The following is a 22,898-nucleotide window of genomic DNA, read 5'->3' as shown; positions in this document are numbered from 1 at the left end:
GGACATCGCCAAGGGTCGCACCCGTCTCTCCCGCCGAAACCCGTTGAAAAGCAAGAAAAGGGCCAGTTGATCGATATTAATGCGTCGCTACGTCCTTGATGGCTAAGGCATTCCTCCGTTCGGGGGATGAGGTGTCAGTGTCAAATTACGGGCTTGCTGATCGCCTGAACAGATGGGTGTCGCTGACCCCCGCCGAACGCGATGCCTTGTCACGGCTGGAGGATCGGCCAAAGGCGATCCGGCGCGGTGCGGTGTTGATGGAAGAACAGGGGCGCAGTGACGAGCTGTTCGTCATGCAGCAGGGCATGTTGATGTGCTATGTGCTGCTGGACGATGGCAGTCGCCAGATCGTGCGCTTTCTGTTTCCCGGCGATCTCTTTGCCCTGTCGGCGCTGGTCTATGGTCGCGCGCCCGACACAGTGGTGGCGTTGTCCAACGCGGTCGTCTGTCCCTTCGACCGGGGGCAGATGGCGATGCTGGCGACCGAGCACCCGCGGCTGTTCAGCCTGATCCTCGTGCTCAATCAGGTCGAGCGGGTCATCACCACCGACCGGTTGGCAGGTCTGGGCCGCACCTCGGCGCGGGTGCGGGTGGCGACGCTGCTGCTGTCGCTGCGCGGCCAGATGCGGCACGCCGGCATGGATGTGAGCACGTCCTTCGCCCTCGGCCTGACCCAGGAGGAAATGGGCGACGCGATCGGCTTGACCGCGGTGCACGTCAACCGGATGCTGCGCCAGCTGGAAGACGATGCGCTCATCAAGCGCGAGGGGGGGCGCGTCTACCTGCTCGACCAAGCGCGACTGGCGCGTGAGGCCGGTTATATCGACCGGTTCGAGGGGCTGGACCTCAGCTGGCTGCCCCCGGGGCGCTGACGCCCGGGGTTGAAGGGCACCCAATCTGTAATCGCCATGCTGCTCCGCCCTGAAGGAACGGGTGGGCACGCGGCCCATGCCAGTTCACATCACCGCGCATCGCTGGCGCTATGCGCGCTCCGTCAGGCCGACGACCTCCCCATCTTAATGGGGAGGATCGATGCTGGTTACGCCTTTTCCAACGTGCATTGCAGCGGGTGCTGGTTGGCACGGGCGAAATCGATCACTTGGGCCACCTTGGTCTCGGCCACCTCATAGGAGAAGATGCCGCAGACCCCTACACCGCGCTGATGGACGTGCAGCATCACGCGGGTCGCATCGTCCATGCTCATGCGAAAGAAACGCTGCAGGCACAGCACGACGAACTCCATCGGCGTGTAATCGTCGTTGAGCATCAGCACTCGGTATGGCGTGGGCTGTTTGGTGCGCGTGCGCGTGCGGGTCGCGACGCCCAGGCCATTGCCCCCATCGTCGCCATGATCGGGACCCTGACCTGGCCCATTGCCGGCCATCCCCAGAGGATGGGTGAGGTTATCGCTGTTGTGGGCCATAGTGATAAAATATGGCATGGTGGGGGGTGCGCACAAGCCCTTGGGCATGGGCCGATCGTATAATTCGACCAAGCGTCAGTGAAAATCGCGCGAGCGGGGGAGCAGGCGGACATCGCGAGGATGGACGCCGCGTGAGGCGGTGCGTCCACGCGGATCGTGCGATCGGGTGGCGACGCCCGGCCCGTCCTCCAGCCGGGCCAGCATCGCGCTGCGATCCTCGACCCCTGCGGTCATCAGATGGACGACGCCTTCTTCACTGCGCTGGACGACGCCGTGGATCAGCATCAGCCGCGACGCCATCACCGCGCGCCGGTTCTCCTCGAAATCGCGTGCCCATATCAGCGCGTTGACGATCCCCGTCTCGTCCTCGATCGTGACGAAGATCGCATTGCCCTTGCCCGGCCGCTGGCGGACCAGCACCACGCCCGCCACCTTGGCGCGCCGCCCATCGGCCAGGTGATGAAGATCGGCGGCGGATAATATGCCCTCGCCCGCCAGCTCGCGGCGCAGAAACGCCATCGGATGGCCCTTCAGCGACAGCCGCGTCGCCCGGTAATCGGCACTGACCTGTTCGGACAGCGGCATGGGCGGCAGCGTGACATCGGGCTCGACGGCCATTTCAGGCGCCTGCATCGCGGCGAACAGCGGCAATTGCGCCGATTTCATCCGCCGCGCCTCCCACTGCCCCTCGCGCCGCCCGCGCCCGAGCGAACGATAGGCATCCGCCTGCGCCAGCAGATCGAGCGCGCGGCGGGGGAGTTTCGCACGGATCGCGGCCGCCTCGATCGTCTCATAGGGGGCGTGAGTCGCGATGTCGTTGCCCCATGTCTCGCGAAACCCGTCGATCTGGCGAAAGCCCAGCCGCAGCGCGAACATGCCGTCCGCGCGCCGCTCCAGCCGATTGTCCCAGCCGCTGAAATTTACATCGACCGGCCGCACCTCGACCCCGCCATTCTCGCGCGCATCACGGACCAGCTGGGCCGGCGCGTAGAAGCCCATTGGCTGGGCGTTGAGCAGCGCGCAGGTGAAGATCGCGGGCTGATGGCATTTGAGCCAGGCCGAGACATAGACCAGCCGCGCAAAGGACAGCGCATGGCTTTCGGGAAAGCCATAGGAGCCGAACCCCTCGATCTGTTTGAAGCAGCGCTCGGCGAACTCGGGTTCGTAGCCGCGCCGGACCATCCCGCCGACCATCTTCTGCTGGAAATTGTCCATCCCCCCGACCTTGCGGAACGTCGCCATGGCGCGACGCAGCTGGTTGGCCTCGTCAGGGGTGAATTTGGCGGCGGTAATGGCCAGCTTCATCGCCTGTTCCTGGAACAGCGGCACGCCGTAAGTCTTGCCGAGCAGCGTCTTCAGCTCGTCGGCCGGACCATGATCGGGATGAGGCGAGGGATAGGTCACCACCTCCTTTTTCGCGCGCCGCCGCAGATAGGGGTGGACCATATCGCCCTCGATCGGCCCCGGCCGGACGATCGCGACCTGCACGACCAGATCGTAGAACTCGCTGGGCTTCAGACGCGGCAGCATGTTGATCTGCGCCCGGCTCTCCACCTGGAACACGCCGATGCTGTCGCCCTTTTGCAGCATCTCATAGACGCGGTCGTCCTCGTCCTGCGCCAGCGTGTCGAGATCGGGGCGGTCCAGCCCATTCGCCTCCATCAGGTCGAACGCCTTGCGGATGCAGGTCAGCATACCGAGCGCGAGGATGTCGACCTTCATGATCTTCAGCTCGTCGATGTCATCCTTGTCCCATTCGATGAAGGTCCGCCCCTCCATCGCGCCGTTATGGATCGGCACCGTCTCGTCGAGCCGACCTTGTGTCAGCACGAAGCCGCCGACATGCTGCGACAAATGGCGCGGGGCACCGAGCAGCCGGTCGACCAGCGTGCGCAGCCGCGCGATCTCGGGATTGTCGGGGGAGAAGCCGGTTTCGTGGAAACGCTTCTCCTCGAACTGTTTGGAAAAGCTGCCCCAGACGGTGCTGGTCAGCCTTTGCGTCACATCTTCGCTCAAGCCCAGCGCGCGGCCGACCTCGCGCACCGTGCTGCGCGGGCGGTAATGGATGACCGTTGCGGCGATGGCGGCGCGGTGGCGGCCATAGCGCTCATAGATATACTGGATCACCTCCTCGCGCCGCTCATGCTCGAAGTCGATGTCGATATCGGGCGGCTCGCGCCGTTCCTCCGATACGAAGCGCGAGAAGAGCAGGTCGTATCGAACCGGATCGACCGAGGTGACACCCAGCACCCAGCACACCGCCGAATTGGCCGCCGACCCGCGCCCCTGGCACAGGATGGGCGGCTCCTGCGTCCGCGCGAAACAGACGATGTCGTGCACGGTCAGGAAATAATGGGCGTATCCACACCGGCGGATAAGCGCGAGTTCTTCGTCCAGCAGGGCACGCAGCTTGGCAGGCACGCCGTCTGGATAGCGCTTCGCCGCTTCGCGTCGGACCAGTTCCTCCAGCCAGTCCTGTGCGTTCCAGCCCTGCGGGATCGGCTCGTCGGGATATTGGTAGGAGATGTGCTCCAACCGGAAGCTGATGCGCTCCAGAATCGCGACACTCTCCGCCACCGCGCCGGGTCGGTCGGCGAACAGCCGCGCCATCTCGGGCGCCGGTTTCAGATGCCGCTCGGCATTGGCGGCCAGCCGTCGTCCGCCGGTGCGGATGGTCAGCCCTTCGCGGATACAGGTCAGTATATCCTGTACCGGACGTTCGGCGGGCGTCGCGAACAACGCATCGGTCGTCGCGAGCAGGGGCACGCCCCGCGCCTCGGCCAGCGAGGCATGCGCCGCCAGCCGCCGCCGATCCGCCCCCGATCGCGGCATCGTCACGCCGAGCCAGACCCGCCCCGGTGCCATGGCCACCAGCCGGTCGAGCATCGCCGCCAGCCCCGGATCGGCCCGCTTGGGGGGCAGCATGGCGTCCGCCATCGGCTCGCAGGGCCGCGCGGACGATTCGGGCATCGCGATCAGCAACAACCCCTCGGCATGGCGGGTCAGGTCGCCCAGCCCCAGGATGCAGCCGCCCTTCCTTGCGCGCTTGTTGCCCAGCGTCAGCAAGCGGGTCAGCCGCCCCCAGCTGGTGCGGTCGATCGGATAGGCCACGATGTCCGGCGTGCCATCAGCGAAGACCAGTCGCGCGCCGACGACCAGGGTCGGCGGTGACGGCGCGCCAATCTCTTTGGCCGAGGCACAAGCCTTTCGCCACGCCTTGAGCGCCCGCACCACCCCTGCGACGGTGTTGCGGTCGGCAATGCCGATGCCCTTGAGGCCCAACGCATAGGCTTTCGCGACCATTTCCTCGGCCGGACTGGCCCCGTCAAGGAAGGAATAATGCGTCGCCGCGACCAGTTCGGCGAAGTCGGACATTTAATCCTCCCCGGCACGGGGAGGTGGCAGGGCGTAGCCCTGACGGAGGGGGGCTTCGGCACAGGACGTCCCTAGCCGCATGCCCCCTCCACCATGCTGCGCATGGTCCCCCTCCCCGTACCGGGGAGGATCTTGGCAATCTCCGCTCACGCGAACAGCCCGTGCACATACCAGCGCGGCCGTTCGGTCTCGCTGTACAGGCCATGTCGGAAGATCCAGAAGCGTCGCCCACGCACATCCTCGACCCGGTAATAATCGCGGGTCGGCGGGGCCATGTCGGCACGTCGCCACCATTCGCCCGCGATCCGCTCCGGCCCTTCCGCCCGCGCCACGTCATGCATTTTCCGCCGCCAGCGAAACCGCGCCGGGGGACCATCGGGCGTCTCGGCGGCGAGCGACTCGATCGGCTGGGGCGGGTCGAACAGATGGATCGGACGCAGCGGCGGCTCGCCCGGCTCGGGCCGGGTCCATTCGGCCTTGGGCGCGGGATCGGTGGCGGGCAGCAGCAATTCGGCCTGCTCGGGCATATGGCTGTCGCGCGGATGGATTCGCCGCACCCGCTCTCGTCCCAGCCTTGTGCCCAGCCGGTCGATCAGCGCGGCGACTGCCTCCGCCCCCTGCTGCGCGCGACCCTCGCCCCCCTCCAGCCGAAGCTGCACCGCATCCAGCTTTTCGGCCAGACCGACATCCAGCCGGATCAGGTCGTATCCGAATCCGGGATCCAGCGGATCGGCCAGCGCCTCGATCCGTTCGCGAAACAGCCGCATCAGGACGGCGGGGTCGCGGGTCGGCTGCCCCGTCTCGACGCGCAGGGCCTGCACCTCGCCATCGGAACGGAACAGCCGCGCGCCCCAGCGCCGCCCGCCCTCGTGCCGCGCCTCCAGCGCGCGAGCCGCCTCCCCCGCCAGGTCCTCCAGCACGCCCAGCATATGCTCGGTCTTCGCCACCGGCTCGGCGAAGCGGCGCTCCACCCCGATCGGCGCGGCGACGGCGCGCGGGGTCAGGGGGCTGTCCTCCTCCCCGGTCAGCCGCCGCAGCGCCGTCGCCGCCTCGCGCCCGAACCGCGCCGCGATCGTCGCCATCGGCCGCGCCAGCACGTCGCCCACCGACTTCAGCCCCGCCGCGATCAACGCCGCACCCGCATCCTCATCCAATTCCAGCGCGGCGATGGGCAGGCGGCGGATCGCCCCCATCTCGTCAGGTGCCGGGGCTCCGGCATGTCGCGCCAGCGCCCGCGCCGCCTCGGGGGTGTCGCCATAGGCCAGCCGCACGGTGATTCCCCGCCGCGCCATGCGCGTCTCGATATCCTCGGCCAGCCCGCGCTCGCCGCCGAACAGATGATCCACCCCCGCCGAATCAAGGATCAGTCCCTGGGGCGGATCGAGCGCCACCGCCGGGCTATAGCGCCGTGCCCCCTCGGCCAGCCGTTCCAGCCAGTCGGCATCGGCGGCGGGATCGTGGGGGAATATCTCGACCTCGGGCACCCGCACGCGTGCATCCGCCAGCGTCAGCCCGACCGACAGCCCCGCCGCCGCGGCCTCCCCATTGAGCGCGGCCAGGCGGATCGCGCCAGCCACCGATTCGGCAAAGGCGATTGGCGCCTCATCCCGCGCCACGAACAGGTGCGGGCGGCGCGCCCGCAACCGCTCGATCGGCAACCAGGGGAAGACGAGCGCCAGATAGCGGCGCGGGGTCGAAGCTTTGCGTGTCACGGTTCCACTCCACGCGCCACCGGGCGCCCGCAGGCCCTCCCCTTCGGCGCAGCAATTCCAGATCGAAGGCGGGCGCGCCGGGCGCTTCCGCAGCCAGCGCGCGCGACGGCGCAGGTGCCACCGCCCAGCGGGTCGCCGCCGCACTCGGCACCGTCTGCCCGCCGATACGCAGCAAAATCATCAGCACGCCCGAAGCTTCGGCGGCCAGCATCAATCGCCGCGAGGCGGTCAGGTCGAGCGCGCGCATCGCTCCCCAACCTTCCGCGATCACCGTGCCTAACCCCGGACAGCGCGCACCATCGGCGGCCGCGCGCAGCAACGCCGAATCATCGGCCACCACCACTACGACCAGATCTTGCGGGTCGAGCCCCATCGCGATCAGGCCCGGCCCATGGAGTCGGCCCCCCTGCCGCTCGGCCGCCTCGGTGCGCAGCCACAGGATCGGCCGGGCCTCCGCCGTCAGCGCGCAACCGATCGCAAAACCTGCGCCGCTGGCCGCCGCTTCCGGGGCCGGCGCATGAATCTCGTGCAGTTGCGCCCGCGTCAGCCGGGGCAACCCACCCCGTTCGCCTATCGCATCCCCCATAGGCACCTGCTCCACCAGCGCAGTCGCGCGGCGCAGACGGTCGATCAGGGCGAAGGGTTCCTCCATATATGTTCTTGTAATGTTCTATTGGCGGAGTCGCCAGCCGGAAAAATTTTGAAAAAAAGGCTTGCCGGTTTCAAAACCCGCATCTAATAGCCCGCCTCACCCCAGCCGGTCCGCCGGTTCGGAAGCGCCAGAGCGGGCGTAGCTCAGGGGTAGAGCACAACCTTGCCAAGGTTGGGGTCGAGGGTTCGAATCCCTTCGCCCGCTCCAGCGATTCCTCAGATGGAATCGCCTTCGTCGCCGAGCGACGCCTTATCTGATAGTTCCATCGGATCCGCTTCCTCGCAGGAACGCCTTGGCGAAGGCCTTGCCACTTATAATTCGTCGCGGGACCCTTGGCCGTCGGTCTATGCTGGTCTCATGTCCGTCCGCCCCGCCCTTTCCCAAGACGCTGCGGCCATAGCCGCAATCCTCATGCCGGTGATTCGCGCAGGCGAGACCTATGCGCTCGACCCGGCGATGACGCAGGACGCGGCGCTCGCTTACTGGTTCGCGGCGGACAAGGTACCGTTCGTTTTCGATGAGAACGGCGTCATCCTCGGCACCTATTATCTGCGCGCCAATCAGGCGGGCGGCGGGGATCATGTCGCCAATGCCGGGTATATGACCAGCCCTGCCGCGCGCGGCAAAGGCATTGCGCGGGCGATGGCACTGCACGCCTTCGACGAAGCCCGCGCACGTGGCTTCACCGCGATGCAGTTCAACTTCGTGGTCGCCAGCAACACCGGCGCCGTGCATCTGTGGACATCGTTGGGCTTCGCCACGGTCGGACGGGTGCCGGGGGCGTTCCGGCACCCGCGCCTGGGGTCGGTCGATGCGTTGGTGATGCACCGCCCCCTATGATTATCCGGCCCGTGCGACCTGGAAGCCCGCAAAGGACTGGCTGACCGGCATCAGCTCCAGCCGGTTGATGTTCAGGTGCGGCGGCAATTCGGCGACCCAGAGCAGCGTCGCGGCGATATCCTTGGCGGTCATCGGGTCGGAACCCGCATAGAGCGCGTCCGACGCCGCCTGGTCGCCGCCGGTGCGGATGGTGGTGAACTCGGTTTCGACCATGCCCGGCTCGATCGAGGTCACGCGCACCCCCTTGCCGTGCAGGTCGGCACGCAGGTTCAGCGAGAATTGCTTCACGAACGCCTTGGTCCCGCCATAGACGTTGCCGCCGGTATAAGGATAGTTCGCCGCCACCGAGGACAGGTTGATGATCCCTCCACGCCGCGCGATCAGGCCGGGCAGCAGCCGGTGGGTGATGGTGATGAGCCCGTCGATATTGGTCGCAATCATCGTGCGCCACTGAGCCAGATCGCTGTCCTGCGCGGGCTTGGTGCCGAGCGCGAGGCCCGCATTGTTGATGAGCAGGTCGATCTCGGCGAATTCCGGCGGCAGGCTATTCAGCGCGGCGTCGAGCGCATCCTCGTCGGTGATGTCGAACGCCAGCGGGTGGAAGGCCCCTCCCAGTTCGTCGGCCAGCGCCTGGAGCCGGTCGGCGCGACGCCCCGTGCCGATCACCCGCCATCCGGCCGCGACAAAGGCCCGCGCGGTGCCCGCGCCGATTCCGGCGGTCGCACCCGTCACCAGAACTGTCTTCGTCATCCGTCCATCTCCTCATCACCACGGTTCGCGATGCTGGTATCCGGCGGGGCCGGATCTGGCAAAGTGCGCGCCCATGTAGAAGTACGAACGACTTGCCCCTGTTCCCGCCAGCCATCCAAGCGTACGAAATAGCGGGCTTTTCCCGGATGGACAGGATCGGCGGACGGCGGCATGATCGGCGTCAGGAGAGGAACGGATGGATCAACGGCCGGGTCAGCCGCGACGAATCGCCGTCAGCCACTTGTGCGGTCGCTTTCCGCGCGCGCAGGGCGGGCATTGCGATTTCCGTCCGGCACTGACCACGGCACCGGCCGATGCGGACAATCCGGCAATCATCCGCGCGGTCTATCCCCCGCCCGCCCCCCGCGAAGATGGGATGGAAGGCTGGGTCCGGGTGCGCTGGTAAAGCCGCGGTTGCGGGGGCACCATCCCCCTCCCACATAGGCGGGGCGACCAATTGGGAGTCGCGCCACCCAGGATCACCCATGCCCCGCCGCCTCCGCATCGACTTCGTCTCCGACATTTCCTGCCCCTGGTGCATCATCGGGTTGCGCGGGCTGGAGATCGCGCTGGAGCGATTGGGCGATACGGTCGAGGCGGATATCCATTTCCAGCCCTTCGAGCTGAACCCCGCCATGGCGCCCGAGGGTGAGAATATCGTCGAGCATATCGGCCGCAAATATGGCGCGACGCCCGAACAATCCGCCGCCAACCGCGCCAATATCCGCGAGCGGGCGGCGTCGGTCGGCTTCACCATGGCGATGGCCGACGATGCGCGCATCTATAACAGCTTCGACGCGCACCGGCTGCTCCAATGGGCGGAGCTCGAAGGACGGCAGGCGGCGCTGAAACACGCGCTGTTCGACAGCTACTTCACGCATGGGCAGGCCATCTCGAACCATGACGTGCTGATCGCTGCCGTCACCCGCGCCGGACTGGATGCCGCGGAAGCCGCCGCGATCCTGTCGTCCGACCGCTATGCCGCCGAAGTTCGCGAGGCGGAGCGGCTGTGGCAGGGGCGCGGCATCCAGTCGGTGCCCGCCATCGTGATCGACAACCGCTATCTCATCTCGGGCGGACAGCCGCCCGAATCCTTCGAGCAGGCGCTGCGCCAGATCGCCGCCGAACCTGCTGCTGCCTGAATCCACGGAAAGGACATTCCCATGGCCGACGCCCGCCCCGACACCCGTTATGCCAAGACCGAGGAAGCGCTCGCCAAGCTGACGCCCGAGCAATATTATGTGACGCAGGAAAGCGGCACCGAGCGCCCCGGCACCGGCGAATATCTTCATACCCGTGAGCCGGGCCTGTATGTCGATATCGTCTCGGGCGAGCCGCTCTTCGCATCCGCCGACAAGTTCGATTCGCATTGCGGCTGGCCCAGCTTCACCCGGCCGATCGAGCCCGCGCATGTCAACGAACTGCGCGATACCACCCACGGCATGGTGCGCACCGAAGTGCGCTCGGCGCATGGCGACAGCCATCTCGGCCATGTCTTCCCCGACGGCCCGCGCGATCGCGGGGGCCTGCGCTACTGCATCAACTCGGCCTCGCTGCGCTTCGTGCCGCTGGGCGAGATGGAGGCGCAGGGTTACGGGGATTATGTGGATCAGGTCCGCGCGGCGGAACAGGGCTGACCTGATCCCCCCCGGCACGGGGAGGTGGCAGGCCGGAGGCCTGACGGAAGGGGGGCTGCTCCATAGGACAGTCCTTGCGGCACGCCCCCTCCACCATGCTGCGCATGGTCCCCCTCCCCGTGCCGGGGAAGATTGACGTTTACGGCACCTTTTTTCCGCCCGATCGTTTGGCTCGCGCAACGATAAGGTTCAGGGAAACGGGGCAATGCTGACGACGATGATCTGGACGCCGCTGTTGATGGCGGCTCCGCTGGCCCCCCAGCAGACGACCGATCCCGTACCGACCGCCGCCCGCGTCACCCCCGATGCCGCCGCCGGTGATACGCAGCGTCCCCCTGCCCGCCGCCGCCCGGTTCGCCCTTCCGACAGCGCGCCGTCGGCGATTACCGCCGATACGCGCCGCGCGCCGCCGCCGGGGATCATCGGCGACTGGCACGATATCCGCACCCGCCTGAACGAGCGCGGCATCACCGTCACTGCGCGCTACGCCTCGGAAAGCGCCGCGAACGTCACCGGCGGGCGCAAGACGCTGTTCCGCGAGACGGGGCAGTTCGACGCGGGCGCGCTGTTCGATCTGGAAAAGGTGATGGGGCTGAAGGGCGGCGCGTTCCAGGCCACCCTTACCTATCGCCGCGGCCGCAACCTCAGCGACGATGCGAATTTGGGCACGCTGCAACAGGTGCAGGAGGTCTATGGCCGGGGCCAGACGCTGCGCCTGACCCAGTTCTGGTACGAACAGCGGATCGGCGATCGCTTCGAGCTGAAACTAGGGCGCACCAATCCGGGCGAGGATTTCGCGATCTTCTCCTGCCACTTCATGAACCTCAGCTTCTGCGGTGCGCAGCCGGGCAATCTGGTCGGCGACTATTGGCAGAACTGGCCGATCAGCCAGTGGGGCGCCCGGCTGCGCTACGAACCGCGCGATGACCTGTATGTTCAGGGCGCGGTCTATGAGATCAACCCGCGCAACCTCGACAATGATTTCTTCATCGGCCATTTCAAGGGCGCGACCGGCGTGCTGGTTCCGGCCGAAGTGGGCTGGATCAACAACCCTACCGCCGGACGGATCGGGTCGTACAAGCTGGGCGGATGGATCGCGACGGCGGACGCCCCCGACGTGTTCCTCGACGTGAACCGCCGCCCCATCGCCATCACAGGCCTCGCGCCGCTCGAACGCAGCAGCCGCTACGGCGTCTATATCAACATCCAGCAACAGCTGACCGGCGAGACGAAGGACGGCAAGGCGGAGAACGGCCTCAGCGTCTTCCTGAACGCAACCCAGGCCGATCGCGCGACCAGCGTCACCGACAATCAGGTCGCGGCGGGCCTGTTCTACAAGGGGCTGGTCCCCGCCGTGCCCGGCGACGTGCTGGGCTTCGGCGTGGCGCGGACTCATGTGAACAACCGCGTCGCGGACGGCCAGCGGCTCGACCCGACCCGACCCGCCGTGCAGGGGTCGGAATATGCGGCGGAAGTCTATTACAGCATCCACCCCGCCGAATGGTTGGAGATGCGGCCCAACGTCCAATTCGTCCACCATCCCGGCGGCTATTCGCAGGCCGATGACGTGACGATCTTGGGGCTGAAGGCCGCCTTTACCCTGTAACGCTGGAAATTCACGGCCCATTCAATAGGCGGCGCGCAAGGACAGGCGTGCCCAAAGGAGTGTTTTGATGATCCGTTCGATGATGGCGTCCGCCCTGCTGGCGCCGACCGCCATGGCGATGGTCGCCGCGCCCGTGCCTGCCTTTGCGCAAGCCAGTGGCGACCTGGCGGCGGTGCAGCGTCACCTGCAGTCGGTGCAGACGATGACCGCCGATTTCACCCAGACCGACCGGGCGGGCAAGGTTCTGACCGGCACGCTGACCATGAAAAAGCCCGGCAAAATCCGGTTTCAGTATGAAAAGGGCGTGCCCCTGCTGATCGTGGCGGACGGCGGCGCGCTGACCTTCATCGATTATTCGGTCAAGCAGGTTCAGCGCTGGCCGATCAAGAATTCGCCGCTGGGCGTGCTGCTCGACCCCAGCCGCGATATCGGTCGTTATGCCAAGGTGGTGCCGAGCGCCGACCCGCGCCTGCTCTCGGTCGAGGCCAACGATCCCAAGCATCCCGAATATGGCAAGATCACCCTGGTCTTCGCGCGCGATGCCGCCGCGCCCGGCGGGTTGATGATGCAGGGCTGGGTCGCGCTCGACAGTCAGAACAACCGGACGACGATTCGCCTGTCCAACCAGCGTTTCGGCGTGCCGGTGGACGACAAGGCGTTCCGATTCAACGACCCGCGGAGAAGTGCCGCGCGTAACTGAACGCGGGCGGGCCGTTTCATTCATCCGGGCGACAGGTTCGCTGCCCTATCAAGGCGTTGCGGTTGAGGGGCCTTCGAGATTCCCCCCTGTTGCTCGGACGAGCATCCTCATCCCGCCTGCGTGACGAACGCTAGGTCGGCCCTCGCTCCATGCCCCCGGAGCGGGGGCCTTTCCGTTTTGAGGTCGCTTATTCCTCTCCTGCAAGGGGAGGAATTGTGGGGCACGGGGTAATCTTGTCTCATCCCCCCGCCCCCGCTACATCGCTTGCCGTGAAAATCGCCTCCTGGAACATCAATTCGGTGCGTTTCCGCGCCGCGATCGTCGAGCAATTCCTGAAGGAAGCGGCGCCCGACATACTGTGTCTTCAGGAGACGAAGGTGGTCGACGACGACTTCCCCTTCGACCTGTTCCGCTCGCTGGGTTACGACCACATCATCATCCATGGCCAGCGGATGCACCACGGCGTCGCGATCGTGTCGAAGGTGCCGATCACCGAGGACGACCGCCTCGACTGGCAGGCCAATGCCGAGGCGCGGCATGTCGGCATCCGACTGCCGGGCGGCGTGCGGCTGGAGAATGTCTATATCCCGGCGGGCGGCGACGTGCCCGACCGCGAGGTGAACCCGAAATTCGGCCAGAAGCTCGATTTCCTCGGCCGCATGATCGAATGGTCGGGAAAGCTCGACTGCCCCACCATCCTGACCGGCGACTTCAACATCGCGCCGCTCGAATCGGACGTGTGGAGCCACAAGCAGTTGCTCGACGTGGTCAGCCATACCCCCATCGAGGTGGAGACGCTGGGCAAGCTCCAGGCGTCGAACGACTGGGTCGACCTGGGCCGCCACTTCATCCCCGCGCCGGAGCGTCTCTATACTTGGTGGAGTTACCGCGCAAAGGACTGGGCGGCGTCGGATCGCGGGCGGCGGCTCGACCATATGTGGGCCACCCGCGACGTGGCCGAAAAGGCGGTGTCGCATCAGGTGTTCGAGGGATGCCGCAGCTGGCTGAAACCCTCCGACCATATCCCGATCATGACGGAATTCGATTTTTGAACGCCGATCCGAAGGCAGCCGCGCGGGCGATCGATGCGCTGCGCCGGGGCTGGCCGATCGCGATCGCGGGCCAGCCTTTGCTCGCGGTCGAGACGGCCGATCCGCTGCGTCTGGCCGCCTTCGATCCTGAGGCCCGCGCGCCGGTGCTGATCTCGGCCGGGCGTGCCGCGACGCTGAAGCTGACCAATCAGGTCGAGGCCGCCGATCCCGACGCTGCCGTGCTGGTCGAGCGTGCGCCCTGGATCGACTTCGCCGCCGCGACCGCGCTCGCCGATCCGCAATTCGATCTCGCCACCCCGCTCAAAGGACCGTTCCGTGCCCTCCCCCTGCCCGATCCGGCGGTCGCGGCGGCGGCGATCCGGTTCGCGCGGATCGCCGGGATGCTGCCCGCCTTCTTTCTGGGCGGCACCGGCGTCGAGGCGGCAATTTCGCTCGCCGACATCGCCGCGCATGAAAATGCCGAGGCGCTGGCCATCGCCACCCGCGCGCGCCTGCCCGTGGCGGGCGCGGAGGATGCCGAGATCGTCGCCTTTCGCTCGCCCCATGCGGCGGGCGAGCATGTCGCGCTGCTGATCGGCCAGCCCAATGGCCAGCCGCCGCTGGTGCGGCTGCACAGCGAGTGCCTGACCGGGGATGTGCTCGGCAGCCTGAAATGCGATTGCGGGCCGCAGCTTCACGCCGCGATCCATGCCATCGCCGAGGCGGGCTGGGGCATATTGCTCTATCTGCGGCAGGAAGGGCGCGGCATCGGGCTGGTCAACAAGCTGCGCGCCTATCAGCTTCAGGATCAAGGGTTCGACACGGTCGACGCCAATACGCGGCTGGGTTTCGCGATCGATGCGCGCGACTTCGGCGTGGCGGCACGGATGCTGACCCTGATGAAACAGGACAAGGTGCGTCTGCTGACCAACAACCCGGCCAAAGTGGCGGGGCTGAACGCGGCGGGGGTAAAGGTGGTCGAACGGGTCGCGCACAGCCTGCCGCCCAATCCGCATAACGAACGCTATCTGGCGACCAAGCGCGACCGGACCGGGCATCAGCTTTAAACGGCGTTTCGCCTTCTCCCAGAGAAATGGTTCGCGCGGAGACGCGAAGACGCGGAGAGGAATCGCCTGGGGGTAAGTTGGGACGCTTTTACCCCGGTTGCGATAAGAGGGCCGCTATCGCGGCAAGCCGGACACCTCCGCGTTCTCCGCGCCTCCGCGCGAACATCATCTTCGCCTTCTGAACTTTACCCGCGCCGCGCGATTCCCTGGGCGATGATCGTCGCCTCCGACTCGGCCAGCACCGCCCCGGCATTGCTTGGTGCCATCACCGCGCGCTCGGCCGCGCGGATGCGGGCCAGCGCGCGGGCCAGCATGGCGGGGGTCCAGCGGCGCAGCGTGCGTGCCGTCTTGGCCTCGTCGCGAAAGAAGACGCGGTGGCGCTTCATCACCGCCTCGACCGGCTCGCCCGCGTCGACATCGGCGCGCATCTCGGCCAGCGCAACCAGCCGCCGGGCCAGTGCGCGCAGCCAGGGAATCGGCGACGCTCCGCCTTCATCCAGCAAGGCCAGTTCGCCGCCCAGATCGCCGACCCGGCCCTCGACCACGGCCTCGACCGCATCACCCATCTCGGCTTCGCCCAGATCGGCGCCGATCGCATCCATCGCGGCGTGATCCACCTCGCGCGGGCGGTCGGGGGCGGCATCGAGATAGAGCGCCAGCTTTTCCAGCTCGCGCATCATCACCGAACGATCGGCCGCCGCCGCCTCGACCAGCCGCGCGGGCACGCCGGCCGCCAGCCGCAAACCCATCTCGCCACCGATCGTCGTGGCCAGCCGCTCGGCATCCGCCGCCGTCGGCGCGTAGCAACCGAACGCCATCGCCCGCGGCGAGTCGAGCGCCAGCTTCACGATCTTGGCGGTCGTCTTGACCGTCGGTGCGATGGCGACGACCGGATTGCCTGCCGACTCGGCCTCCAGCAGCGCGGTGAACGCCGCCAGTCCCTCTTCGCCGACGCTGGCGATGCGGATATGGCGCGGGCCGCCGAACAGCGACATGGATGCGGCTTCGTCGGTCAGCCGGGCGGGATCACTCTTCAGCGTCGCCGAATCGAGGTCGATCCGCTCGGCATCCTGCCCCATCGCGTTCGCCAGGATTCGCGCCAGCTCGCTCGCCCCCGCTTCGTCGGGACCGTGGAGCAGATAGAGGCGGATGTCGGCGGAGGGGCGCCCCAGCGCCTGGCGAATCTGGTTGGCGTTCGCCTTCACGGGCGCGCGGGCACCATCGTTTCGCCAGGGCGCGACCGCGCATAGGTGGCAAGACGCGCGACGATCTCGTCCGCGACGATCACCGACAGTCGCTCCAGCGCGGTGTTTTCTGCCGCGATGGTGGCATATTCCGAACGCACCACGTCGATCCCGGCATCCGACCCGGCGGTGGCGTCGACCAGCACCGCGTTGCTCGTCTGGTCGACCAGCTGATAGCGCGCGCGCAGGATACGCCGTTCGCGCACCACCGAGTCGTCGCGCCGGACGCCAAGCCCGCGAATCTGGTCATCCAGCTTCACGTCCAGACGATAGCGCGCATTGCCCGTCTTGCCGCCCAGCCGGTCGTTCAGCGCATTGGCCATCAGCCAGCCCGCCTTCCCCTGGATCGGCGCGACCTCGATCTGCGTCAGCGCATTGGCGACCGGGCCGGAACTGCCCCCCGCATAGAGCGGATGCAGCCCGCAGCCCGTGAGCCCCAGCGTCAACGCCAGACCGGCAGCGATCAGGGAAAACTTGCGGGTCATGCGACGATATTCACCAGACGGTCGGGCACCACGATCACCTTCTTCGGGCTGGCACCGTCGAGCGCGCGGAGGATCTTCTCCGACGCCAGCGCGGTCGCCTCCAACTGGTCCTTGGGCAGGCCCTTGGCGACGGTCAGCGTGTCGCGCAGCTTGCCGTTGACCTGCACCGCGACGGTGACTTCATCCTCGACCAGCAGGCTTTCGTCGACCACCGGCCAGGCGGCGTCGGCGATCAGGCCCTCTTGCCCCATCCCGGCCCAGGCTTCCTCGGCCATGTGCGGGACCATCGGCGCGACCAGCAACATGGTGGTGCGGATCGCCTCGTTCCGGGCGGCGGAAGGCTTGGCCTTTTCGATGGCGTTGACCAGCTCGTACAGTTTGGCCACCGCCTTGTTGAAGGCGAGTGCCTCAATGTCCGCCGCGACGCCCGCGATCGTCTGGTGCAGTTTCCGCGAAAGCGCCTTGTCCTCGCCCTCTGCGGCTTCCGTACCGTCGAACAGACGCCATAGACGCTGGACGAAGCGCCACGAGCCCTCGATGCCCGACTCCGACCAAGGCAGGTCGCGCTCGGGCGGGCTGTCGGACAGCATGAACCAGCGGACCGCATCCGCACCATACTGGTCCACGATGGGTTCGGGATCGACGGTGTTCTTCTTGGACTTGGACATCTTCTCGACGCGGCCGACCGTGATCGGCTGACCGGTCGCGATCTCGATGCCGTCGCGGATTTCACCCGGCGCGAGCCAGCGGCCGTCCGACGACTTGTAGCTCTCGTGCGTCACCATGCCCTGCGTGAACAGGCCCGCAAAGGGCTCCGCCACGTCGATCAGGCCGATATGCTTCAACGCGCGCGTCCAGAAGCGCGCATAGAGCAGGTGCAGGATCGCATGCTCGACGCCGCCGATATATTGGCCGACGGGCAGCCATTTCTTCACGACCTCGGGATCGAACGGGCGATCCTTGGGCTGGCTGGCGAAGCGGATGAAATACCAGGACGAATCGACAAAGGTATCGAGCGTGTCGGTCTCGCGCCGGGCGGGCTTGCCACAGGTCGGGCAATCGACATGCTTCCACGTCGCATGGCGGTCGAGCGGGTTGCCGGGGACGTCGAAGGTAACGTCCTCGGGCAAGGTGACCGGCAACTGGTCCTTGGGCACCGGCACCGCGCCGCAATCCTCGCAATGGATGATCGGGATCGGCGTACCCCAGTAACGCTGGCGGCTGACGCCCCAGTCGCGCAGCCGGTACACGGTCTGGCCCTGTCCCCAGCCTTCGCCCTCGGCCCGTGCGATGACGGCGGCCTTGGCGGCCTCCACATCCATGCCGTCGAGCGGGCCGGAGTTCACCAGACGGCCGGTGCCGGTATAGGCGGTGTCGCCCTCGAACACCGGCGCGGTGACATCGCCGTCCGCGACGACGCGGGTGACGCTCAGACCATATTTGCGCGCGAAATCCAGATCGCGCTGGTCATGGGCGGGCACGCCCATGACGGCGCCCGTGCCGTAATCCATCAGCACGAAGTTCGCGATATAGACCGGCAGGGTGATGGCCGCGTCCATCGGATGCTGCACCCGATAGCCGGTGTCGAAGCCCAGCTTTTCCTGGGTTTCCAGCTCGGCCGCGGTCGTGCCGCCCGCCTTGCACCGCTCGATAAAGGCCGCCGCGTCGGCGTTGGTCTCGGCCAGTTCGCGCGCGATCGGGTGATCCGCCGCGATCGCGACGAAGCTCGCCCCGAAGATCGTATCGGGGCGGGTCGAATAGACCTCGATCGGCGTCGCGAAGGGGGCGACCGGCGCAAAGCGGAACTGGAGGCCCTTGCTGCGACCGATCCAGTTCTCCTGCATCAGCTTCACCTTGTCGGGCCAATGCTCGAGGCTGGTCAGCCCCTCCAGCAGCTCATCGGCGAAGTCGGTGATCTTCAGGAACCACTGGTTCAGCTTGCGCTTCTCGACCAGCGCGCCCGAGCGCCAGCCGCGCCCGTCGATCACCTGCTCATTGGCCAGCACGGTCATGTCGACCGGGTCCCAGTTGACCGCCGACTCCTTGCGATAGACCAGGCCGCCTGCGTACAGGTCGAGGAACAGCGCCTGTTCATGCCCGTAATAATCAGGCTCGCAGGTCGCGATCTCGCGCGTCCAGTCGAGCGCGAAGCCCAGCCGCTTCAGCTGCGCCTTCATCGTCGCGATATTGTCGCGGGTCCACCCGCCGGGATGGACGCCCTTTTCCATCGCGGCATTCTCGGCGGGCATGCCGAACGCGTCCCAACCCATCGGGTGGAGCACCTCATAGCCGATCATCCGCCGATAACGCGCCAGCACGTCGCCCATCGTATAGTTGCGGACATGCCCCATATGGATGCGCCCCGAGGGATAGGGGAACATCTCAAGCACGTAGCTACGCGGCTTGGAGCTGTGATCGTCGGCGGCAAAGGTGCGCCGCTCCTCCCAGATCCGCTGCCAGGTCGAATCCGATTTCAGGGCGTTGAAACGCGAGGCCATTCTTCTCGTCTTTTACTTCGTGATCGAGGCGCGGCGCAGGTCGCGCGCCTTGGTGAGGATGATGTCTTCCAGCTTCTGGGTGGTTGCGGCCTGCACCGGCGCCTCCACCCACTGGCCGCCGCGATTGACTTCGCGAAGCGCCGTCACGCGTAGGGCATCGGCGCGCAGATCCTGGTCAAGAATGGTGACGGTGACTTTCATCCGCTCGGTCGGGACCTGCGGATTGACGTACCAGTCGGTGACGATCACGCCGCCATTGGAGTCGGTTTCGGCCAGCGGCATGAAGCTGAGCGTATCGAGGCTGGCGCGCCACAGATAGGAATTGACGCCGATCGTGGTGATCTTCGACGCGGCAAGGTCGCCTTGCGGGCGTTCCTTCTTGCCGGCACAGGCCCCGAGCGACAGGGCGGCGATAACCGCGAACGCGGTGGCGGAACGGCGAAGCATCGGCATTATCCTGACTGGGAATAAGGGTTGCCTATGCCTCTACAGGCGCCCCGCCACCCCGGCAAGCGCCCGGACATCATGGGCGATGCAACCGATTCTGTGGAAGTTGCGCAACACTCCGACAAGATTCGCCATTGCCCCCGTAACAATGGGATCGCTCATGCCCGATTCCATGTTAGGAGCAAACTTGCAAAGGGATCTCATAAAAAGGGGTGGACCGTGTCGTTCGGGCGTGTCGTGATCGGAATCGCAATCGGGGCGCTTGCCGCCACGACGGCGTTGGTCGCGCCCGCTATCGGCGCGGTCGAACATGGCAAGCGTCCCGTCAAGCAAAGCGGCCTCAGCCTGCTCGGCCGTGGTGGCTTCACGCCGTCCGCCGCCGATCCCCGTCTGGCGGCGATTTTCGCCAAGGCGGGACTCGATGCGGGCGACCTGCGCTTCACCCCTGCGGAAAGCCAGCGCGGCGCCAATCGTGCCGTCACGGTTGCGTTGCGCGCGCGCAGCAGCCGGACCAATGAAGAACGGGTCGCCGCCAACACCGCCCCGACCGTCGGGCTGGCCCCGATTTCCTATAATCTGGGCGTTTCGGTCGGCTGGAAGCGGGTCGCCCTGTCGGGTGATATCGCCCGCGTCGACCTGGCCGGTATGCCGGGCAGCCGCGAAAGCACCGATGTCGCGGTCAGCTATACCGCGAATCGCTTTACCGGCCGGGTGAAGGCATCGGCCGATCGCCCGATCGACGGCGCGCCCAAGATGATCGACATGCCGTCCAGCTATTCGTTGGATATGGGCGGGTCCTATGCGCTGACCCGCAATCTCGATGTGACGGCGGGCGTCCGCTATCGCTCCGATCGCGAGCGGCTGGCCCGGATCGACGATGATCGCCGCAACAGCCAGGCGGTCTATCTGGGGACGGCGTTCCGCTTCTGACGTCGAACCGTTCGCCAAGAGCGGTGTCGAATGGGCCTCAACGCCTTATCGCGGTGGGGCCGCGATGACGATCCTACCCCGTGCCGCGCCCTTCGCCGGGAGGGCAGGCGACACCGTGGGATTTGTGGGATAGCCTTTTCCGTCGAAGCGCAATCGGGCTTGATAGCGGTTCGTGATACCGCCCCCTGAAACCAGGACGGCCAGGTCATGCCAGCCATGCGAAACGCTGGGCAGGACGCGGATCGGCGGTCGGGTGATGCTGATATGAGACACGAGGTGGTACCCCGTGGGCGTCAGCGACAGGACATAAAGATCGCATCCGCCCGAGCCGCAAAGATCCCCCCGGCCGTTCCCCTCGTGCGACGCCATCGCATAGACCAAGGCCTCCGGGCGGCCGTCGCCGTTGAGATCCGCCAGGGCGTGGCGATAGCGGATCAGCTTTTCGTCGCGGATGAACGCCGCAAGTCCCGCTGGAAGGGGCGTTTGCGCGGCAATGGCGGCCGCCAACGTGACCGAAAGCATGACGACGATCTCCCAGAACGATTGCCCCAACCTATCGCCAGGCGTCGATCGCTGCCCAGCCATCGAATCGCCCCCGCAAGCGGCGAAAGCGTTTCACGTTCATGCCGCCCAACGCGATTCGGGACAAGCCCAGCCCCCGTCCGATCCGCAACGCGCGCGCCGGCCCCAGTGACGACGCACCAGGATGCGAATGGGTGGGATAAAGCGGCGATACGAATAACAGGTCGGCCCCGGCCTTCCATCCCGCAACCGCCTCGGCTTGGTCATGAGCAGGCCAACTCCGCAGCCCCCGTGTATGGCCGCGCTTGTGCACGCCGTCACCGGCCAAGACACCGCCTGCGATCAGCAGGACCAGCCCCCGCGCCTTGGCGATCCGCCGCACCCGGCGATGGATTGTCCGGCGCTCGGTTGGCGGGGTCGCATGATGCCGGAACACCACCCCCGATCCCGGCGGCAATTTCCGGAGCGCGGCCCAAAGCCCCTCCCCCAGCCGCTCATCGGTCATCAGCCATGTCACGGGGTATCGGTCGGCCATCGGGGGCATTATAGCGCGGGGCATGACCGACGACAGCGTTTCCCGCCTTGCCACCGTCTCCGCCCAGCTTCAGCACGCCGCGAAACTGGGGAAGCACGCCACTCCGACCCTGATCGCGGTGTCGAAGACGCATGATGCCGACACGATCCGCCCGCTGCTGGACGCCGGGCACCGCGTCTTCGGCGAGAACCGCGTGCAGGAGGCCGCCGCCAAATGGCCTGCGCTGCGCGAGGCCTATCCCGGCGTCGAGCTGCATCTGATCGGCCAGCTTCAGTCGAACAAGGCCGCCGACGCGGTCGCGCTGTTCGATGTGATCCACACCGTCGACCGCCCCTCCCTGATCGCCGCGCTGTCCGAGGCGATGAACAAGAGCGGGCGGCGTCCCGACTGCTTCCTTCAGGTCAATATCGGCGACGAGGATCAGAAGGGCGGCTGCGCCATCGCCGAAGCCGCCGCGATGCTTGAACAGGCGCGCAAGGTCGGATTGCCGATCATCGGCCTGATGGCGATCCCGCCGCACGGGTTGGATGCCGCCCCCTATTTCGCACTGCTCGCAAAGATGGCGCGCGAGCTGGGGCTGCCCAAGCTCAGCATGGGCATGTCCGAGGACTACGAAGTCGCTGCGATGCTGGGTGCCAGCCATGTCCGTGTGGGCAGCGCCCTGTTCGGGGCACGCGCATGAGCCGCTTTGACGCCCTGCTGTTCGACTTTGACGGCGTCCTGATCGACAGCGAATATGAGGGCAATCGCCACCTCGCCGAATGGCTGACCACCAATGGTCACCCGCATACGCCCGAAGAGGCGATGCACCATTATATGGGACTGGCGGGCAAGGATTTCGTCGCGGCGATCGAAGCGCGGATCGGCCACAACCTGCCTGAGAGCTTCTACCATGCCCGCCGCGCCGAGGACGTTCGCGCCATGGCCGAGGGCGTCGCCGCGATCGGCGGCGCGGTGGCGTTCGTCCGGTCGCTGCCCGCCGATTTTCCCAAGGCGATCGTCTCATCCAGCCCGACCGCCTGGATCGACCAGCATCTGCGCCATATCGGGCTGCGCGAGCTGTTCGGCGAGCACGTCTATAGTGGACGCGAGCATGTCACGCGCGGCAAGCCCGCCCCGGACCTTTACCTCTATGCCGCCGAGCAGCTGGGCGTGCGGATCCAGGATTGCGCGATTCTCGAGGACTCACCCGTCGGCGCGACCGGCGCGGTGGCGAGCGGCGGACATGTTATCGGCATGTGCATGGGGACGCACTGCGCGATCGGTCATGACCAAAGACTGCGGGACATCGGCGTCGCTGCGATCGCGCAGGATTATGACGATGTCCGGCGGGAATTGGACGTCTGATTTCCGGTCGCTTCCCGCCCCGCCGTTCATACTGAGCGAAGTCGAAGTGCACGTTCCGTGCTAGCCATGAGCGATTCCCATGGCCTTCGACGTCGCT

Annotated in this window: 23 protein-coding genes and 1 tRNA gene; 13 read left to right on the top strand and 11 right to left on the bottom strand. The window is 66.7% G+C overall.

Annotated features, from left to right (window positions below):
* Positions 1-176: 176 nt before the first annotated feature.
* Positions 177-872, top strand: coding sequence for a Crp/Fnr family transcriptional regulator (locus GGR45_RS12845; RefSeq protein WP_336621479.1), 696 nt, complete (start codon positions 177-179; stop codon positions 870-872).
* A 167-nt stretch (positions 873-1,039) separates the two neighbouring features.
* On the opposite strand, the gene clpS is transcribed toward GGR45_RS12845, so the two are convergent.
* From clpS to GGR45_RS12825, 4 genes are all read right to left on the bottom strand, one after another.
* On the bottom strand, positions 1,040-1,384 hold the full coding sequence (clpS, locus tag GGR45_RS12840; protein WP_175311251.1) for an ATP-dependent Clp protease adapter ClpS: 345 nt from the start codon (positions 1,382-1,384) through the stop codon (positions 1,040-1,042).
* A 114-nt stretch (positions 1,385-1,498) separates the two neighbouring features.
* Positions 1,499-4,798, bottom strand: coding sequence for an error-prone DNA polymerase (locus GGR45_RS12835; RefSeq protein WP_175311159.1), 3,300 nt, complete (start codon positions 4,796-4,798; stop codon positions 1,499-1,501).
* Positions 4,799-4,944: 146 nt separating this feature from the next.
* Positions 4,945-6,510, bottom strand: coding sequence for a Y-family DNA polymerase (locus GGR45_RS12830; RefSeq protein WP_343051179.1), 1,566 nt, complete (start codon positions 6,508-6,510; stop codon positions 4,945-4,947).
* Positions 6,401-7,162 (bottom strand): ImuA family protein, encoded by a 762-nt coding sequence (locus tag GGR45_RS12825; RefSeq protein WP_175311158.1) that lies wholly within the window; start codon positions 7,160-7,162, stop codon positions 6,401-6,403. Before GGR45_RS12825 ends, GGR45_RS12830 begins: the two co-directional genes overlap by 110 nt.
* Positions 7,163-7,294: 132 nt before the next feature.
* Between GGR45_RS12825 and GGR45_RS12820 the strand changes: the two genes are divergently transcribed.
* Together GGR45_RS12820 and GGR45_RS12815 are read left to right on the top strand one after the other, a co-directional pair.
* Positions 7,295-7,369: transfer RNA gene (locus GGR45_RS12820), tRNA-Gly, on the top strand.
* Positions 7,370-7,519: 150 nt separating this feature from the next.
* Complete coding sequence (locus tag GGR45_RS12815) at positions 7,520-8,002, top strand: GNAT family N-acetyltransferase (RefSeq protein ID WP_175311157.1); 483 nt, start codon at positions 7,520-7,522, stop codon at positions 8,000-8,002.
* Here GGR45_RS12815 and GGR45_RS12810 read toward each other — a convergent pair whose 3' ends face one another.
* On the bottom strand, positions 8,003-8,752 hold the full coding sequence (locus GGR45_RS12810) for an SDR family NAD(P)-dependent oxidoreductase (RefSeq protein WP_175311156.1): 750 nt from the start codon (positions 8,750-8,752) through the stop codon (positions 8,003-8,005).
* A 196-nt stretch (positions 8,753-8,948) separates the two neighbouring features.
* Between GGR45_RS12810 and GGR45_RS12805 the strand changes: the two genes are divergently transcribed.
* The 7 genes from GGR45_RS12805 (at position 8,949) to ribA (ending at position 14,793) form a co-directional block, all read left to right on the top strand.
* Positions 8,949-9,158, top strand: a complete 210-nt coding sequence (locus GGR45_RS12805; RefSeq protein WP_175311155.1) for a hypothetical protein — start codon at positions 8,949-8,951, stop codon at positions 9,156-9,158.
* Positions 9,159-9,237: 79 nt separating this feature from the next.
* Positions 9,238-9,894 carry a DsbA family oxidoreductase gene (locus GGR45_RS12800; RefSeq protein WP_175311154.1) on the top strand — a complete coding sequence of 219 codons (657 nt, stop codon included), beginning with the start codon at positions 9,238-9,240 and terminating at the stop codon, positions 9,892-9,894.
* 21 nt (positions 9,895-9,915) lie between these two features.
* Positions 9,916-10,389 (top strand): peptide-methionine (R)-S-oxide reductase MsrB, encoded by a 474-nt coding sequence (gene msrB / locus GGR45_RS12795; protein WP_175311153.1) that lies wholly within the window; start codon positions 9,916-9,918, stop codon positions 10,387-10,389.
* Between the two features lie 205 nt (positions 10,390-10,594).
* Entirely contained in the window at positions 10,595-11,995 is a 1,401-nt protein-coding gene (locus GGR45_RS12790) for a carbohydrate porin (RefSeq protein WP_175311152.1), read from the top strand.
* A 67-nt stretch (positions 11,996-12,062) separates the two neighbouring features.
* Positions 12,063-12,695: a LolA family protein gene (locus tag GGR45_RS12785; RefSeq protein ID WP_415640771.1), complete on the top strand. Its 633-nt coding sequence runs from the start codon at positions 12,063-12,065 to the stop codon at positions 12,693-12,695.
* Between the two features lie 269 nt (positions 12,696-12,964).
* Entirely contained in the window at positions 12,965-13,747 is a 783-nt protein-coding gene (locus GGR45_RS12780; protein WP_175311151.1) for an exodeoxyribonuclease III, read from the top strand.
* Positions 13,744-14,793: a GTP cyclohydrolase II gene (gene ribA / locus GGR45_RS12775; RefSeq protein ID WP_175311150.1), complete on the top strand. Its 1,050-nt coding sequence runs from the start codon at positions 13,744-13,746 to the stop codon at positions 14,791-14,793. The genes GGR45_RS12780 and ribA overlap by 4 nt, the downstream gene beginning before the upstream one ends.
* Positions 14,794-14,978: 185 nt before the next feature.
* On the opposite strand, the gene holA is transcribed toward ribA, so the two are convergent.
* Genes holA through GGR45_RS12755 form a run of 4 tightly spaced genes read right to left on the bottom strand, consistent with a single transcriptional unit; the run spans position 14,979 to position 19,467 of the window.
* The gene (holA, locus tag GGR45_RS12770) at positions 14,979-15,998 is read right to left on the bottom strand and encodes a DNA polymerase III subunit delta (RefSeq protein ID WP_175311149.1); all 1,020 of its coding nucleotides are present in this window, start codon (positions 15,996-15,998) and stop codon (positions 14,979-14,981) included.
* Positions 15,995-16,522, bottom strand: a complete 528-nt coding sequence (lptE, locus tag GGR45_RS12765) for an LPS assembly lipoprotein LptE (RefSeq protein WP_175311148.1) — start codon at positions 16,520-16,522, stop codon at positions 15,995-15,997. The genes holA and lptE overlap by 4 nt, the downstream gene beginning before the upstream one ends.
* Positions 16,519-19,020, bottom strand: coding sequence for a leucine--tRNA ligase (leuS, locus tag GGR45_RS12760; RefSeq protein ID WP_175311147.1), 2,502 nt, complete (start codon positions 19,018-19,020; stop codon positions 16,519-16,521). Before leuS ends, lptE begins: the two co-directional genes overlap by 4 nt.
* A gap of 12 nt (positions 19,021-19,032) precedes the next feature.
* Complete coding sequence (locus GGR45_RS12755) at positions 19,033-19,467, bottom strand: DUF3576 domain-containing protein (RefSeq protein WP_175311146.1); 435 nt, start codon at positions 19,465-19,467, stop codon at positions 19,033-19,035.
* A 219-nt stretch (positions 19,468-19,686) separates the two neighbouring features.
* Between GGR45_RS12755 and GGR45_RS12750 the strand changes: the two genes are divergently transcribed.
* Positions 19,687-20,397, top strand: a complete 711-nt coding sequence (locus GGR45_RS12750) for a hypothetical protein (protein ID WP_175311145.1) — start codon at positions 19,687-19,689, stop codon at positions 20,395-20,397.
* A 45-nt stretch (positions 20,398-20,442) separates the two neighbouring features.
* Here GGR45_RS12750 and GGR45_RS12745 read toward each other — a convergent pair whose 3' ends face one another.
* Together GGR45_RS12745 and GGR45_RS12740 are read right to left on the bottom strand one after the other, a co-directional pair.
* Positions 20,443-20,919, bottom strand: a complete 477-nt coding sequence (locus tag GGR45_RS12745) for a hypothetical protein (protein ID WP_175311144.1) — start codon at positions 20,917-20,919, stop codon at positions 20,443-20,445.
* Between the two features lie 31 nt (positions 20,920-20,950).
* Positions 20,951-21,454 (bottom strand): thiamine phosphate synthase, encoded by a 504-nt coding sequence (locus tag GGR45_RS12740; protein ID WP_246358213.1) that lies wholly within the window; start codon positions 21,452-21,454, stop codon positions 20,951-20,953.
* 22 nt (positions 21,455-21,476) lie between these two features.
* Here GGR45_RS12740 and GGR45_RS12735 point away from each other — a divergent pair, with 22 nt between their 5' ends.
* Together GGR45_RS12735 and GGR45_RS12730 are read left to right on the top strand one after the other, a co-directional pair.
* On the top strand, positions 21,477-22,136 hold the full coding sequence (locus GGR45_RS12735; protein WP_175311143.1) for a YggS family pyridoxal phosphate-dependent enzyme: 660 nt from the start codon (positions 21,477-21,479) through the stop codon (positions 22,134-22,136).
* Positions 22,133-22,801 (top strand): HAD family hydrolase, encoded by a 669-nt coding sequence (locus GGR45_RS12730; protein ID WP_175311142.1) that lies wholly within the window; start codon positions 22,133-22,135, stop codon positions 22,799-22,801. Before GGR45_RS12735 ends, GGR45_RS12730 begins: the two co-directional genes overlap by 4 nt.
* Positions 22,802-22,898 lie beyond the last annotated feature (97 nt).

It is taken from the genome of Sphingomonas zeae, from assembly GCF_014197135.1.
GTDB classification, from domain to species: Bacteria; Pseudomonadota; Alphaproteobacteria; order Sphingomonadales; family Sphingomonadaceae; genus Sphingomonas; species Sphingomonas zeae.
The sequence above is the reverse complement of the archived record's forward strand: the minus strand, read 5'-3'. Positions and strand labels throughout refer to the sequence as shown.